This is a genomic window from Halopiger xanaduensis SH-6 (genome assembly GCF_000217715.1).
Taxonomy (GTDB): Archaea; Halobacteriota; Halobacteria; order Halobacteriales; family Natrialbaceae; genus Halopiger; species Halopiger xanaduensis.
The window spans coordinates 156,772-173,468 of record NC_015658.1; the positions used below are offsets into that span (position 1 = coordinate 156,772).

General features: G+C 63.2%; 11 protein-coding genes. 8 read left to right on the plus strand and 3 right to left on the minus strand.

Annotation, left to right across the window (positions count from 1 at the left end):
• Nucleotides 1–259: 259 nt before the first annotated feature.
• Both HALXA_RS18410 and HALXA_RS18420 read left to right on the plus strand, forming a co-directional pair.
• A complete protein-coding gene (locus HALXA_RS18410) occupies nt 260–1,291 on the plus strand; it encodes a mannonate dehydratase (RefSeq protein ID WP_013875768.1) in 1,032 nt (343 codons plus the stop codon).
• Between the two features lie 751 nt (nt 1,292–2,042).
• Nucleotides 2,043–5,000 (plus strand): glycosyl hydrolase 115 family protein, encoded by a 2,958-nt coding sequence (locus HALXA_RS18420; RefSeq protein ID WP_148263704.1) that lies wholly within the window; start codon nt 2,043–2,045, stop codon nt 4,998–5,000.
• Nucleotides 5,001–5,026: 26 nt separating this feature from the next.
• On the opposite strand, the gene HALXA_RS18425 is transcribed toward HALXA_RS18420, so the two are convergent.
• Nucleotides 5,027–5,230 carry a hypothetical protein gene (locus HALXA_RS18425; protein WP_013875771.1) on the minus strand — a complete coding sequence of 68 codons (204 nt, stop codon included), beginning with the start codon at nt 5,228–5,230 and terminating at the stop codon, nt 5,027–5,029.
• Between the two features lie 137 nt (nt 5,231–5,367).
• Here HALXA_RS18425 and HALXA_RS18430 point away from each other — a divergent pair, with 137 nt between their 5' ends.
• The 4 genes from HALXA_RS18430 (at nt 5,368) to HALXA_RS18445 (ending at nt 11,752) form a co-directional block, all read left to right on the plus strand.
• Complete coding sequence (locus tag HALXA_RS18430) at nt 5,368–7,233, plus strand: ABC transporter substrate-binding protein (RefSeq protein WP_013875772.1); 1,866 nt, start codon at nt 5,368–5,370, stop codon at nt 7,231–7,233.
• Nucleotides 7,234–7,304: 71 nt separating this feature from the next.
• On the plus strand, nt 7,305–8,300 hold the full coding sequence (locus HALXA_RS18435; protein ID WP_013875773.1) for an ABC transporter permease: 996 nt from the start codon (nt 7,305–7,307) through the stop codon (nt 8,298–8,300).
• Nucleotides 8,269–9,444, plus strand: coding sequence for an ABC transporter permease (locus HALXA_RS18440; RefSeq protein WP_013875774.1), 1,176 nt, complete (start codon nt 8,269–8,271; stop codon nt 9,442–9,444). Before HALXA_RS18435 ends, HALXA_RS18440 begins: the two co-directional genes overlap by 32 nt.
• A 115-nt stretch (nt 9,445–9,559) precedes the next feature.
• The gene (locus HALXA_RS18445; RefSeq protein ID WP_013875775.1) at nt 9,560–11,752 is read left to right on the plus strand and encodes an ABC transporter ATP-binding protein; all 2,193 of its coding nucleotides are present in this window, start codon (nt 9,560–9,562) and stop codon (nt 11,750–11,752) included.
• 101 nt (nt 11,753–11,853) lie between these two features.
• Here the strand turns inward: HALXA_RS18445 and HALXA_RS18450 are convergent, their stop codons facing one another.
• Entirely contained in the window at nt 11,854–12,114 is a 261-nt protein-coding gene (locus HALXA_RS18450) for a hypothetical protein (RefSeq protein ID WP_013875776.1), read from the minus strand.
• 301 nt (nt 12,115–12,415) lie between these two features.
• On the opposite strand from HALXA_RS18450, the gene HALXA_RS18455 reads away from it, so the two are divergent.
• Complete coding sequence (locus HALXA_RS18455) at nt 12,416–14,422, plus strand: rhamnogalacturonan lyase (RefSeq protein ID WP_013875777.1); 2,007 nt, start codon at nt 12,416–12,418, stop codon at nt 14,420–14,422.
• A 216-nt stretch (nt 14,423–14,638) separates the two neighbouring features.
• Nucleotides 14,639–15,079: a PEGA domain-containing protein gene (locus HALXA_RS18460; RefSeq protein ID WP_013875778.1), complete on the plus strand. Its 441-nt coding sequence runs from the start codon at nt 14,639–14,641 to the stop codon at nt 15,077–15,079.
• 153 nt (nt 15,080–15,232) lie between these two features.
• On the opposite strand, the gene HALXA_RS18465 is transcribed toward HALXA_RS18460, so the two are convergent.
• Nucleotides 15,233–16,666, minus strand: coding sequence for a family 4 glycosyl hydrolase (locus tag HALXA_RS18465; RefSeq protein ID WP_013875779.1), 1,434 nt, complete (start codon nt 16,664–16,666; stop codon nt 15,233–15,235).
• Nucleotides 16,667–16,697: the final 31 nt, after the last annotated feature.

Here is a 16,697-nt window from a genome sequence, read left to right on the forward strand (position 1 = left end):
GCTCCGTCGCTGCGGATGCGATCCGCGTCACCATCGCTCGGTAGCGAGGCTAACAACGGCACCGATCGAACGACGAGCCGGCACCCCGGAAGCAACTATCGACGTACCGCGAGCCTACGCCGAGTAACCGACGTTTTCCATCGGTCCGATTACGACGGGATTACTACCGAACGGTCGACGCACCGATCGGCCGTTCGGGTATCGGGAACACCGCAAGAACGAAGGCGACCGGCCTCGAGTCGGTGATACGTCTTTCCACATGGCACCTGATACGACGATCCGCGTCGGCGTCCGCACGCGATCCCTCGCAGAACCGCGACTCCAGTACGTTCGCCAACTCGGCGCGACGGATATCTTCGTCGACCACGCGGACGTCGACGAGGAACCCGACGAGTTCAACGACCGCGATGCAGGGGCGACGCTCGCGGTCGGGCGCGACGCGATCCCTTCCGTCGCGGACCTCGAGGCGGCGAAAGACCGCGTCGAGGCCGCCGGGTTGACCTTGATCGGCATTCAGTCGCTGCCGTACTCGCTGTACGGCGATATCATGTTCGACCGGGAGGGGAAGGAAGACGCCCTCGAGCAGATCACCACGCTCGTTCGAAACCTCGGGGAGGCCGACATCCCCATCCTCGGCTATCAGTGGAACCCGCGGGGCGTGGTGCCGATGCGAACCGGGACGGCCGAACTCCGCGGCGGTGCACGGGGAACCGCGTTCGATTACGACGAAATCGACGATCCCGACGCGCTCGCGCCCGGCCTCGACCGCGAGTACACGGAAGCCGAGTTCTGGGACAACTACGAGGCCTTTCTCGAGACCGTGTTGCCGGTCGCCGAGGAGGCCGGCGTCGAGATGGCGCTACACCCCGTCGATCCGCCGGTCATCGAATCCATGTGCGGCATTCCGCGGCTCTGCCGCAGCGTCGAGAACTTCGAGAAGGCGATGGACCTCGTTCCGAGCGATAACCACAGCCTCAAACTCTGCCTAGGCTGTTTCTCGCAGATGGGCGAGGACGTCACCGACGTGCTCCGGACGTTCGGCGAGCGCGACCAGATCGGCTTCATCCACTTCCGCGATGTCGTCGGAGCCGTTCCCGAATTCCACGAGACGTTCGTCGACGAGGGGAACTTCGACACGACCGACGTCGTCGAGACGCTGGACGAAATCGGCTACGACGGCGTCGTGATTCCGGATCACGTCCCGGCGATGACCGACGACACCGACTGGAGACACCGCGCTCGCGGCTACACCGTCGGTTATCTGCGCGGCGTCATCGATACCGTTCAGTGACCGCCGAGAGCGACATCGCGCGAACCGCTTCGGCCCGTTCTACCTGTAATTGGCCCACGATACACGGCCGTTTCTCGGTCCGTTTCGTCCACCGTCGGTCGTTCCGGAATCGGGAACAGACTGCCCCGATCACACCACCGCCCCGGGGAGGCCCCGTTGCCGAGAAATCGACGACCCGAGACGACTCGAGCCGTCTGTATGAACGAGTCGGACGATACTATCGAGACCGAAGGGGCACGCTCGAGGGCGATGACGCAGCCGTCCATCGACGGTCTCCGGTTGCACCACCAATTCAGCCGAACGAGAATATCCGTTCCGATCGGACCGACGCTGTCGTCGAACGGCGGATTTCGACTGTACTGTTCGTTGCATCGGATACGGTGAGAGCGGATTCGTGGATCCACGTTGAACGGACGTGCCGGGCGTTACTGACTGTCTCTCGGGATGCTCTCGATATTTCGTCCGGTATGGTCGGACAATCTGGAAACGGCCGCTATTTGGGCGAACGGCCAGTTATGTGGCCTCTCTCGATAATGGATGTACGATCATTATGGTTCGTTTACAGCTGTACCTACGTAAATACTAATCGCAGAATAGCCACTATCGGTGGTCCGGTCACGCCGGACGGTATCAGATAGAACTACGATCCGTCTCGGCACTGGGAGACCGATTCAACCGGACGGTTCGTCGCCGGGCCGACCGCCGAACCCACCCGAACCTACAAATAAACAAGCCGCAATGAATGGCGCAGATGACGAGAACGGACGACCACGAGATTGCCGTCCTCGAGACTGACGGCACTGGAGTCGGTGAGACACGTGCGGGGACAGCTCCTGTCGTTCCGCTAGTCGGTGGTTCGACGGCACAGATTCGGTACGTGGCCGACGCGCCGGTCGTCGAAATCGCTGTCGACGATCTGCAGGCTGACATCGACCGCGTTACCGGCCAGTTGCCGACCTGCGATTCCGGTCTCGACGATATCAGCGGACGAGCGATCGTCGTCGGGACCTACGGCGTCGACGACGCGTTCGACCGAACGGTCGACCAACTCGCGACCGACGACGAGTGCGACCACGGACTCGAGGCCCGCGAGAGTTACTTCCTCTGGGCGGGTTCAGGCGACGATGCGCCGTTCGGCGCGGACGACGCGCTGGTGATCGCGGGGAGCGATCCCCGCGGGACCGCCTACGGCGTCTACGAATTCGCCCGCCGGCTCGGCGTCTCGCCGTGGTACTGGTGGGCGGACGTCCCGACGCCCGAGCGCGACGCCGTCCGCGTTACGGCGGGCCTCGAGCGGGACGGACCGCCGTCGGTTCGGTACCGCGGGCTGTTCATCAACGACGAGGATTTCGGCTTTCGCGAGTGGGCCCAGCGGACGCACGACCCGCCGACGCCGGACGGAATCGGGCCGAAGACGTACGAGCGGGTGTTCGAACTCCTCCTCCGGCTCAAGGGGAATACGATCTGGCCGGCGATGCACGAGGGGACGCGAGCGTTCTACCGATATGAGGGCAATCGCGAGGCCGCCGAACGGTACAGCATCGTCGTCGGCACTTCCCACTGCGAGCCGATGCACCGAAACAATGTCGACGAGTGGGACGCGTCGACGGACGGCGAGTGGAACTACGAGACCAACGCCGAGCGGATCCGCGAGTACTGGGACGACCGCGTCGCCGAGGTCGCGGGCCACGAGAACGTGTTTACCGTCGGGATGCGCGGCATCCACGACTCCGGCATGCCCGGCGGCGACACCCGCGACGAGCGCGTCGCCCTCCTTCAGCGAGTGCTCGACGATCAGCGCGACATCCTCGAGGAACACCACGACGCGCCGGCCGAGTCCGTCCCGCAGATATTCTGCCCGTACAAGGAGGTCCTCGACCTCTACCGAAACGGCCTCGAGGTGCCCGACGACGTTTGTATCGTCTGGCCCGACGATAACTTCGGCTACCTCCGGCGCTTGCCGACCGACGAGGAACGATCGCGATCCGGCGGTCACGGCGTCTACTATCACCTTTCGTACTGGGGACGGCCGCACGACCACCAGTGGCTCTGTTCGGTTCCGCCGGCGCTGATCCGCGAGGAACTCCAGCGGGCGTACCGCCGCGACGTCGATCGGCTCTGGATCGCGAACGTCGGGGACATCAAGCCCGCGGAGACGGAGACGGAGTACTTCTTCGAGTTAGCCTGGGACGTCGAGGGCGTCGCGGCGCGATCGACGACCGACTGGCTTACCGAATGGGCCGCCCGAAAGTTCGGCCCGTCCCGCGCAGCCGACATCGCCGACGTGCTCGCGGAGTACTATCGGCTCGCGCTCGCTCGCAAACCGGAACACGTCGGCTGGAACTCGGTGTACCCCGACACCGAGAAGAACGAACCGACGTTCAGCGCGATCGACCACGGCGACGAGGCGCGGCGACGGCTCGAGGCGTACGAACGGATCGACGAGACGGCCGCGGCGATCCGCGAGGACCTCCCTGCGGAATCGCGGACGGCGTTTTTCCACCTCGTCGAGTACCCGATCCGCTGTGCGCGGGCGATGAACGAGCGCGCGCTCGAGGCGATGCGGAGTCGCCTCTACGCGGGACAGGGGCGCACGGGTGCGGAGACGTACGCGGACCGATCGCGGGCAGCCTTCGAGCGGATCGAGGCGGCGACGGAACGGTACAACGCCTCGTCGGACGGGAAGTGGCGCGGGATGATGTCCGCGAGTCCGCGGGATCTGCCGGTGTTCGATCCGCCCGCGACCGGGCACGTGACTGACGATCAGGGGCCGACGCTGGACGTCACCGTCGAGGGATCGGCGGGCGTCGCCGGTACCGGACTGCGGGATCGCCGGTTGCCGACGTTCGTGCAGGGCGTCGATCGACCCCGGTTCGTCGACTGCTACAACCGCGGCACGGGCACGATCGAGTGGTCGGCGACGGTCGACGACGAGTGGATCGATCTCGAGCGAACGGCTGGAATGTTCGACGAGGACGACCGGCTGTGGGTCACCGTCGATTGGGACGCCGCGCCCGATTCGGCGACGACCGGGCGGTTCCGGATCGAGGGTGCCGGACGGGAACTCGAGGTCGCGGTACCGATCCGACCGCGGGAGCAGCCGTCGCGATCGGCGGCGGCTGCTGACGGGAGCGAGTCGGGGTCGGCCGACGAACGGGCGCCGATCTTCGTTGAATCGAACGGTCGCGTCGCTATCGAGGCCGACCACCCGACGGCCGTCGAACAGGGAGACACACGCTGGGAACCGGTCGAGGGGCTCAGTCGAACGACCGGGACCGCGATGGTCAGTCGCCCGGTCGACGGTCCGCACATTGACGCCGATGCGGTCCACAGCCGGGCGGCTCGCCTCGAGTACGACTTCGTCGCCGACGCCGGCGACGTCCGCGTCGAGGTCCAGTTGCTACCCACCCACGGGCCGACTGACGGAACCCCCCACCGGTACGCGATCGGGATTGACGACGCCGAGCCGACGGTCGTCGATTTCGACGCCAACGGCGGCGAACACGATCCGCAGTGGCAGCGGAACGTGCTCCGCTCGAGCGTCCACTCGACGACCGACCACGAGCTCGATCGGGCCGGGCGCCACACGCTGTCGCTGTACGCGACGGATCCGGCCGTCGTCGTCGACCGGGTGCTCGTCATCACCGATGGCGAGGCTCGGCGATCGTATCTCGGGCCGCTCGAGACGCGCGATCGACGACTGGACTGAGGGCGGTCGCACCGCCGGTGATCGAGCTAGAACTGATCGAAGACGTCGATTTGAAAGTACGTCAGGATCGCGACGAGCGCCAACATGAACAGACAGAGCGCCGCAGTCATCGTCGCTGCGACGTACGAGCCGGTACCGGGTTCGAGATACGGGTACGAAAAGCCCAGCAGAATCAAGAAGAGGACGTTGATTCCGAACACGAACTTGAGTACCGGTCGAGTGCGGTCCATCGATCGACTACTGGGGGGCCATCGGACCATAAATTTTCCGCAGCGAGCCTCGTGACGAGCGCTGCACTCGATAACTGTCGTCTACGTGGCCAATTGATCAGAAAGATATATATGGTTCTATCATGAATACCTGTCCGATGCCAACGAATAGCAATGATCAGAGGAGCGTAATTACTCGTCGGAACGCGCTGAAGAGTGGTGTTGCAGGTGGGATTGCGGCACTCGCTGGATGTTCGGGCGGCAACGGTAGCGGAAACCAGAGCGCTGATGTCGGCGGTGAACCGGTCGACGAACGCGTCGACAAACGGTTCACCAAGGCTCTCCACCGCGGCACCTACGACATGGACAACGCGTCGTGGAACCCCTTCGATCCGGCAAATTCGATGAACAACTTCGACCCGCCGGGACTGATATTCGATCCGTTGATCATTTACCACGAGAGCCACGACGAACTCCAGGGTGTGATCGCGAACAACTGGGAAGAAGAGGACGGATCCGTCCTCGTCGAACTCAGCGACGAGTGGACGTGGCACAACGGCGATCCGGTGACTGCTCACGACCTGACGACCAGACGCGACATCGAGTTTGCGATTTCCGATATCACGTCTCCGGATTCGGACGCGAACACGTACATTCAAGACTACGAGGCCGTCGACGATTACGCCATCCGATACCACCTACACGACGACTTCACCATGAAGTCCGTCCTCGCTAACGCTCTTCCGGCTATGGTCAGCGTCAAAGAGGACACGGGGAATCCCTCCTTCGGGGAGTGGCGCGACGACCTCGTTGACGTCGATCCGGAGAGCGACGAGGCGTCACAGATCGTTTCGGACTTCCAGGAGTGGACGCCGGAACTCGACGAGGTTGTCGGGAACGGGCCGTTCCAGATCAAGGACGTCACCGACTCCGTCTTCGTCGGGGAGATCTACGAGGACCATCCCAACGCGGAGAACATCTACTTTACCGAGTACGCAATCGAACATCACGAAGATCAGGTGCTCGCGTTCATGGAAGAGTCGGTCGACGCGATCGCGCTGAACCTGCCCGATTCGCCCGACGTCATGGACCGGCTACCGCCCCACCACGAGATCAATCGGGACTACGATCACGCCTGGTCGGTCCTGTTCAACTTCGGGAATTACGACTTCCCCAACTCGCCGACCGAGAATCCGAGCAACCAGCCGATTACCTCCGACAGGCGGGTTCGACACGCGATTGCGTACGCGCTCGATAAAGAGAAACTCTGGGCATCGGTCCCCCAGGTGTACGACCTCTACGAGTTGCCGTCGACGTTCCTCAATCAGACTGCGGTCGACGAAGGAATCGTCGACGTTGAGGGGTACGACGACTACGCATTGGATCGAGATCAGGCCGCGTCACTGATGGAAGACGCGGGCTACCAGCGCGACGGCGGCCAGTGGTACGACGAAAACGGCGACGAGGCCCAACTCGTGCTGTACGCCCAGTCGTCCACCAGCGTGCAGGTCGACGCACTCGACGCGGTCCAAAGTCAGATGGAAGAGTTCGGGTTCAGCGTGAGCCTCGAAGCGGTCGACGAGGCGACCTACGGCGAAGCGCGACTCAACGGTGACCACGATATCATCTTCGACAACCACCCGGTGTTCTCCATCCGCGGGCTCACGTGGGTCGACTTCGTCTGGTCGTGGTTCAGTCAGCTGAACCACGCCGATTACGAAAACACGAACTGGGAGATTCCTGCCGAGGTCGGGAATCCCGACGCCAGCGACACCATGGAGATCAACGTCATGGACCAGATCGAGCAACTGCACCTCACCGGTGACAACCAGTACGTCCAGAATCTGACCTGGTGGTACAATCAGGTGCTGCCGATGTACAACTGCGTTATCGCCGGCGACTACGGGGCGATCAACGCCAAGGACTGGCACGTCGACGCGTCCGAGGCGCTGCTCGACAACCGTACCGCCGAGTTCTACCTGACGAAAGTTCCGGACGCCGAACTGATTCCGTACGAGGAGTAATTCTCCCGGCATTCACCATCTGGGCATCCAATACGAAAATTAATTACACAGAATTACGACGTTATCATACAATGGACTGGAAAATACGGCGATTCGGCCAGGCCCTGTTCACCGTCTGGGCAGTGGTTTCACTGACGTTCTTCATCACGCGGATGATGCCCGGTAATCCGGTGGACGCACTCGTCGCGCAAATCGGCCCGCAACTGGAAAATCCACAAGAGGCCTACGAACTCGCAGAGACCTACATGAACATCAACCCCCAGGACCCGCTTCACATCGCCTACATGGACTACATGGGCTCGATGCTCCAGGGTGATCTGGGACACTCGATGAGTCAGAACGCGTCGGTCAACGCCCTCATGGCCGAAGCGATCCCCTGGACGCTGTTCGTCATGAGCTGGGCGATCGCCATCAGTTTCGTCGTCGGTATCTCTCTCGGAGCGATCATGGCGTACTGGGAGGGGAGCACGTTCGACACCGTGCTTACCGGCTACGCGACGACCATCACGTCGATCCCCTTCTACGTGCTCGCGCTGTTGCTGCTGATCGTCTTCGCCTACCAACTCGGCTGGTTCCCGACGGGAGGACGCCAGCCGTCGGGTGTCGAAGCCGGATTCAACCTGCCGTTCATGCTGGGAATCATCCACCACGCGGCGCTACCCGTCATCTCGATGCTGGTCGGATCGGGTGCGGCCTCGCTGACGATGCGTGGAAACAGCGTTCGTATCCTCGGCGAGGACTACCTGCGCGTTGCCCGCCTTCGAGGGCTGGCAGACCGGACGATCGCCGTCCGGTACGTCGCCCGAAACGCCATCTTGCCGATGTACACTGGACTGATGATCGCCATCGGGACGATGTTCGGCGGCGCCGTCGTCCTCGAGGAGATTTACACGTACAGAGGCATGGGGTACTACATGATTCAGGCGGTCCGAATGCGCGACTACCCGCTGATGATGGGCGCGTTCACCGTCATTACGGTCGCGGTCGTCATCGCGCTGTTGATCGCCGACCTGACCTACGGAAAGATCGATCCGCGTGCAGGAGGTGGGAACCGTGAAGCGTTCTGAGGATCCGTCTTCCGAGACGACGGAACCGCAAGCGGGTACGTCGATCGACGAGTTCGTCCCCGCTCAGTCCGACGACGCGACTGACGGCGACACCGCTGACGGATCCGCGACGGCGGTACGAAGCGACGGCGGAACGGTCGGCTCGGACTCGCCGTTCGAGACCACCGCGTCCGTCGCAGAGACGCGCAGCGACCGGATCGACCGATTCCTCGAGGAGTACATCCGAACGCCGTGGTCGATTCTGCGCACCGACTGGCGGGCGCTCGCCGCCTTCGCGATCCTCGGCACCTACATCCTTATCGCGACCGTCGGGGTCTACCTGGTCGAACCGACCGAGCCGGCCCACGGGCCGCAGTTGCTGGCCCCGTTCCAGAACTGGGAGTTCCCGCTCGGGACCACCTCGTCGGGCAAGGACGTGCTCTCCCTGGCGGTCCATTCGACGCCGTCGATCCTGATCATGATGGCGTCGGGTGCCGTGTTCACCGTCGTCATCGGCTCCCTCTTCGGTATCGTCGCCGGCTACAAGGGAGGGATAGTCGACACCGTCCTCAGTACGATCACGGACGTATTCATCAATATTCCCGGACTGCCACTCGTCATCGTCCTGGCCACGCTGTTAGAAGAGTGGATCAACAATCCCGTGACGCTCGGTGTACTGCTAGCCGTCGCGGCGTGGGCGGGGCTGGCACGTGCGATTCGATCCCAGGTATTGACGATTCGCAGCGAGTCGTTCATCGAGGCGGCGCGAGCGATGGACCTGCCGATGCGGTGGATCCTCCTGCGAGAGATCGTTCCGCACCTGATGCCGTACATCGTAGTGAACATGATGAACGCGGCCCGTCGGGTCATCTTCGCGGCGGTTGCGCTGTACTTCCTCGGCGTGCTGCCGTTCTCCGACGCCAACTGGGGCGTCATGCTGAACAATGCGTACAACAGTGGGGCGCTCTACCGTCTCAGTGCCGTCCACTGGCTGCTCGTCCCGATGATCGCCATCACGGGCATCGCGATCGGGCTCATCCTGCTCGCGCAGTCGCTGGACCAGGTGTTCAACCCCCGGATCAGGGCGCGTCATCAGGACCTGGGCGACGACGACCAGCTGGAACCGGACTCGGAAACCGACACCAAGGACATGATGAACGTATGATTTCGGCTACGACGAACGCGACTTCGATGCGACCGACTCGACCGATTCGACCACCGTACGCGCACGCCGACGCCGATCAACGCGGCGACCGACGAACCGCGCTGGAGGTGTCGCGATGACGGTCTCGCAGTCGGCAGCGGAAGTCGACCGACCGAACGGGGACGTCATCATGAAACTCCGCGATACCTCCGTCGCGTTCGGCATGAACCGCGGACAGTCTCGCGTCCTCAATGACGTCGATTTCGACGTCCAGCGCGACGAAATCGTCGGCGTCATCGGCGAATCCGGCTCCGGAAAATCGATGTTCGCCTCGGCGATGCTCGACGCCGTGCCCGAACCGGGCGTCACGACCGGCAACGTGACCTACTACCCCGACGACGGCGAGCCGGTTTCCGTCACCGACCTCTCGAAGGAGGAGCTCCGGCAGTTCCGCTGGGAGGAGGTCTCGATGGTCTTCCAGGGCGCGATGAGTTCCTTTAACCCGGTCCTGAAGATACGCACTCACTTCGTCGAGACGCTCACCGCCCACGACTACAACGTTGAGCGGGGTCTCGAGCGCGCGAAGGACCTCCTCGAGGACCTCTATCTCGAACCGGAGCGCATGCTCGAGTCCTACCCGCACGAACTCTCCGGCGGGATGAAACAGCGCGTACTGATCGCGCTGAGTCTGGTCCTGGATCCGGAGATGCTCGTGATGGACGAGCCGACCGCTGCGCTCGACCTGCTGATGCAGCGGTCGATCATCTCGCTGCTCGAGGAGATCAAGGAGAAACACGACCTCACGATCGTGTTCATCACGCACGACCTGCCGCTGGTCGCCGACCTCGCGGATCGACTCGCGGTGCTGTACGCGTTCGAGTTCGCGGAGATCGGTCCGGCCGAAGAGATCCTCGCGGATCCAGCCCACCCCTACACGCGGGCGTTACTGAACGCGACGCCGAACCTCTCGGCGCCGCTCGAGGAGATGCGGCCGATCGAGGGCGAGAGCCCGGATCCGGTCAACATCCCGGAGGGCTGTTCCTACCACCCGCGGTGTCCGCTCGCGGACGCCGAATGTCGGGCCCACGACCCCGACGCGTACGACGCCGGCGAGGATCACGACGTCTACTGTCACCACTGGGAGGACTCGATCGAAAACATCGATAAAGCGTTCGCCAAGTCCGACTCGAGCGACCTGGTCAGGCGGACGGCCGCCGATCGGACGGCAGCCGAAGAGCCGGTCGTGTCGTTGAACGACGTCGAGGTAGAGTTCGGCTCCGAGAACGACGGGTTGCTCGACTTCGGCGACTCGGACGTGGTTACGGCCGTCGACGGCGTCTCGCTCGATATCTACGAGAACGACGTGGTCGTCCTCGTCGGCGAATCGGGCTGTGGCAAGACCACGCTCGGAAAGACCGCCGTCGGACTGCAGCAGCCGACCGATGGAACGATCGAGTACAAGGGACAGGACATCTGGGAAGGCAGCGGCAACAGTAGCACCCTTGCCGACAAAGAGATTCGACGGGCGCTTCAGATCGTCCACCAGGACCCCGGCAGTTCGCTCAACTCCCACCACCGCGTGCGGACGATCCTCGAGACGCCACTCAAGCGGTGGCACTCGGATCTCGACGGAAACGACCGCCGAGAGCGGATCCTGGGGATGCTCGAGTACGTCGGGATCAGTCCGCCGGAGGACTACATCGATCGGTACCCACACCAGCTCTCCGGTGGCGAGAAACAGCGGGTCGCGCTCATCCGCGCGATGCTGATCAATCCGGATCTCATCCTCGCCGACGAAGCAGTGTCGGCGCTCGACGTCTCGTTGCGGGTCAGCATGATGGATCTGATGATCGAACTGCAGGACATGTTCGATACGTCGTTCCTGGCGATTTCCCACGACCTCTCGAACGCTCGCTACTTCGCCGAGAAGACCGGCGGCCGGATCGGCGTCATGTACCTCGGCGAACTCGTCGAGATCGGCTCGCCCGAACAGATCATTCACAACCCGCAGCACCCCTACACGCAGGCGCTACGGTGGGCGACGCCGGAACTCGATCGCGCCGGCGCCGAGGACACCGACGAGAACCCGATGCGAACGATCGACGTCCCCGACCAGACGAACATGCCCTCGGGCTGTCGCTACCACACGCGCTGTCCGAAGGCGCGAGAGGTCTGTCGGACGGAGAAACCGGAGCTGATCGATTGTACCGACGAGGACGGCGTCCAACACACCGCCTGCTTCCGCGCGCTCGAGAACCACGAGTACTGGAACAGCGAGCCGATCGCGGAGGAGCCACCGGCCGCGGAAGGGACGGGCGACGCCGACTGAGCGACGTCGACGGGTTTTCGGCTTCTATTTGTTTCGGATGAACCCGGTGAAAAGCGACGGCGAGTAACAGTGGCGGCGATAATCGAATTCTCCAGTCAGAATCAGCCGCGAGTCCCGCGCTGTGAGACCGTCACCGCAACGTGGATCGCCACGCCGACGAGAACGAGCGCAATGCCCCAGATGCCCAATATTGCGGCCCAGATGCCGGTGTTGACGATAAATGCGATGACGGTAACGATCAGTCCAACAGCGGCAGTCTGTAGCGCGTATGAATTTTGGAGTGGACCGAGGATCGACGTCTCGGTTGATCCGGTCCGGTCGAGACGACTCGCTTGCGCGTCGTCGCTAGTATCGGCGGCCATATACCCATGTTATCGTGAACCGTGTTATCTGTTTCGGAGCGGCGAGTCGCGATCGCCCGTCTCGACGGGTCGCGTCTACACGGACTCGAGGCCGCGACGCGATTCCGGACTCGCGGGTTCGGACTGTGGTTCCGTCTGGAGTCGCAGAGCGGGAAGTCTATAGTAGCGAAATCGCCGCTGTGACGGCCGTTGAACAAATCGAGACTAGTATCGGTTTTGTCGTAATCGACGCTAATATTACTCTACCTACACAATTTTTATATAACATAACGTGGTCGGAGAAAGTGCGGTGTGAGAGACGATGACGGATTCGAACACAAGCGGTACGAACAGCCGACGGTATCGACGCGAGATTCTGAGCGGGATGGCGGCCGGCTCGGCGGCGTTTGCTACCGGTATGGCGGCAGCGTCTCCGGGACGAAGCGATCGGGGTAACGGCCGCGGAAACGGCGAGCGAAAGCACGGATCGAAACGGCAGGTGGAGTCCCTCGATCGCGGCCTCGTGGCCGTTCCGGCAGACGACGGGGTACTCGTCCGCTGGCGACTCCTCGGAACCGAACCCCGCGATCTGGGATTCCACGTGTATCGCGACGGCGAGCGGCTGAACAACAAACCGATCACCGAGAGTACGAACTACTTCGATCCGGATGGAACGACGGACTCGACGTACGCGGTTCGAGCGGTCGGAAACGGTCGAGCCAGCGGCAGGAAGGACGGCGACCGTAAACCCGGGATGTCGGAATCCGTCGAAGTTTGGGACAACCAGTACAAGGAGATCCCGCTGAACAAGCCCGATCCCGTCGAGGGCGAGGACGGCGAGACGGTCACGTACCACGCCAACGACGCGAGCGTCGCCGACCTCACGGGCGACGGCACGCTCGACATCGTCCAGAAGTGGACGCCGTCGAACGCCAAGGACAACGCCCACGAGGGCCACACGAGCGACGTCCTGCTCGACGGCTACACCCTCGAGGGCGAGCACCTCTGGCGGATCAACCTCGGGCAGAACATCCGCGCGGGCGCCCACTACACGCCCTTCGTCGTCTACGACTTCGACGGCGACGGGAAGGCCGAACTCGCCGTCAGGACGTCCGACGGTGCGACGGACGCGACCGGCGAAGTGATCGGCGATCCGGACGCCGACTACGCGAACGACGTGGGACGCATCCTCGAAGGGCCGGAGTACCTCACGGTCTTCGACGGCGAAACGGGCGAAGCGCTCGCGACGGCAGACTTCGAACCAGCGCGCGGCGACATCTGCGAGTGGGGCGACTGCTACGGCAACCGCGCCGATCGGTTCCTCGCCGGCGTCGGGTACTTCGACGGCGAGCGCCCGAGCATCCTCATGACCCGGGGCTACTACGAGAAGTCGATGCTGGCCGCGTGGGACTTCCGCGACGGCGACCTCGAGATCCGCTGGATCTTCGACAGCGACGACGGCAACGAGGAGTACGAGGCCCAGGGCAACCACCAGCTCGCCACCGCCGACGTCGACGGCGACGGTAAGGACGAGGTCGTCTACGGCGCGTGCGTCATCGACCACGACGGCACCGGGCTCTACTCGACGGGTTGGAACCACGGCGACGCCCTTCACGTGGGCGACTTCGATCCGAGTCGGGACGGGCTCGAGGTCTTCCAGCCCCACGAGTGGGGACCGTACGGCGCGACGTTCCGCGACGCCGAAACGGGCGAGCTACTGTGGGGCGTCGAAGGCGAGGGCGACATCGGCCGAGGGATGATCGCGGACATCGATCCGAACTACGACGGAGCCGAGGCGTGGGCGGGGATCCCCCTGTCCGACGACGATATCGGCCTGTGGTCCGCTCAGGGCGAGCGGATCAGCGAGGATGCCGTCGACTCGATGAACTTCGGTATCTGGTGGACCGGCGACCTGCACCGCGAACTGCTTGACCACGACTTCCTCGGCTACGACGAGGGAGGGTACGGCCACGGCTGGATCAAGAAGTGGAACCCCGAAACCGAGGAACTGGACCTCCTGCGGTCCTTCGACGGCACGCGGTCGAACAACGGCTCGAAGGGGACGCCGTGTCTCTCGGGCGACATCCTCGGCGACTGGCGCGAGGAAGTGATCTGGCGGACCGAAGACAGCGAGGCGCTGCGGCTGTACGCCACGCCTCACGAGACCGACCACCGACTGCACACGCTGTTGCACGACACGCAGTATCGGACTGCGCTCGCGTGGCAAAACGTCGGCTACAACCAGCCGCCGTGGCCGAGCTTCTTCCTCGGGAACGGAATGGACGAGCCGCCGAAACCTAACGTCGAACCCGTCTCCGCCGACGAGTAACCCGGTCACTCACCACTACGAACCTCACTGGATGGACGCCGAGCGGCGACGGATAACGGCCGGCACGCGCTGCGTCACTCGAGACGCCCACGGGTGACCGGCGGTTCGATGCCCGGTTCCATTCTTACAGATTTACTGACGAAATATCATATATCGGCAGAAGGATTCGGAATACCGGTAGTCTTATTCGACACTGTCCGGAAGGTCCGGTCGCAAATGGTACGTAGCGAATCGCTTACACGGCGACAGGTAGCGTCACTGCTCGTCACGGGTTCGGTCGGTGCCATCGCGGGTTGTGCTAGTACCGGTGACGATGACGGTGCCGACGCCGAGACGAGTAACGATACCGACGGATCCAACGATAGCGATCCAAATCTGCGCGAAGCGGAGACCGACCTCACCATTCGTATCGAAGACGAAAACGGCGACCCGGTCTCGAGCGAGAACGCGACCGTCGAGATAGTCGATCACGCGACGGATATCGAGTACACTATCGAGCAAGAGATCGAAGACGGCGTTGCGGAACCGCAATTCATCGAAGCGACGACGTACACAGTTACGATCGTCAGCGAGGAATACGAGGACGCGGAGCAAGAGATCAGCCTCGAAGCCGGCGACGAGGAAGAACTCTCGTTCGAACTCGAGGCCGCGTCGTAACGAGTTTGCACGTCGTCCGCGGAACACCGTTCGACGGCGCTGTAGCCCGACCTACGCCGCCAGCGTCGCGTTGAGGAAAATCATCGCCGGCACGCACCTAGGACGTGATACCGAGACCGACTGGGTCGACAAACGTATCGAGTGGCTACCGTCTCAGTTCTCGAGGACGGTCGCACCCTCGAGATCGTAGTCCTCGAAATACTCGCGCTCGATATCGATCAGTTCGGCGAACAGTTCTCGAGCCTCCTCGCGGGGAATCGTCACGAGCGGCTCGTTGAGGAACGCCTCGAACGCGAGATCGAGATCGCCGGTGAAGCCCGCTTCGACGAGCGTCTCCTGGTTGTGGATCGTCGTCGTGACCATGTTGCGGACTTCTCGAGGAAGCGTACCGGCGGTGATCGGCTTGACGCCGGCGCCGGTGATGAGGACGTTCGTCTCGACGACTGCACCGTCGGGGAGGTCCGGCGTCTGGCCGACGTTGGGGTAGTTGACGTTGGTCTTCAGGGGCTCGAGACCCAGTAGCGCACGGATGATATCGACGGCTTCCTCGCCGGAGGAGGTGAAGTCAAACTCCTCAGGATGGGCCATGTACTTGTCCATCTTCGCCGGTCCGTCGCTGTCGCTGACGCGGGCGGAACTGGGCGTCAGGCGGATCCCCCAGCGCTGGATCTCAGCGGGTTCGTCGATCGAGAGATACCACGGGACGAACTCCACGAGGTGGCGGTCGCCGGCGGCGCCCAGAAGGCCGAACTTGTCGTAGAGGTCGAACGCGACCTCGTGGTGGTTGATCCAGTAATCCTCGCCCTCGAGATCGCCGGGCTCGAAACTCGGGAGCGGCTTGCGCTCCTCGAGTTCCGCGTCGAGGTACTGGAAGACGTCGTGATCACGCCAGTAGGCCTCATCAATCCACGTGAAGTGGTTGATGCCTTTGACGTTAACGTCGATCTCGCTGCCGGCGACATTCTCGGCGTCGTCGACGTACTTCTCGGCGATCTCGGCGAGCAGCTGCTGGATGTGGAAGACCTCGTGACAGAGTCCGATGGCGTTGATGTCGGGGTACTCTTCGTAGAGCGCTCGGGTGCAGACGGTCATCGGGTTCGTGTAGTTGAACACCCAGGCGTCGGGGCACTGTTCGCGGACCGTCGCCGCGATCTCGCGGTACTGCGGGATCGACCGCAGCGCGCGGACCGCGCCGCCCGGGCCGCAGGTGTCGGCGACCGTCTGGTAGATGCCGTACTCCTGGGGGACGTCGATGTCGTGGACGAACGTCTCCTCGGGCGGATCTTGGGTCGAACAGATGACGAAATCGGCGTCCTCGAGCGCCGCCGCGAGGGTTTCGGCGGCCTCGAACGTCCAGTCGCTGACGGCCTCCTCGCGGCTTCCGAGCGCGTTCCCGAGTTCGGCGTTGCGCTGGGCGGCCTCGTAATCGACGTCGTAGAGCCTGACCTGCCCTGAGACGTCCTGACACTGAAGAATGTCGTTGATAAACGTGTGGGCCCAGCCCTGACTCCCGCCGCCGACGTAGCCGATCGTGACGTCCGTTCGCGCGGTCGACGCAGTCGTCGCTGTACTGCCGAGGTGGTGCATGGTACCGTGACTGACGCTGACGTACAAAAAC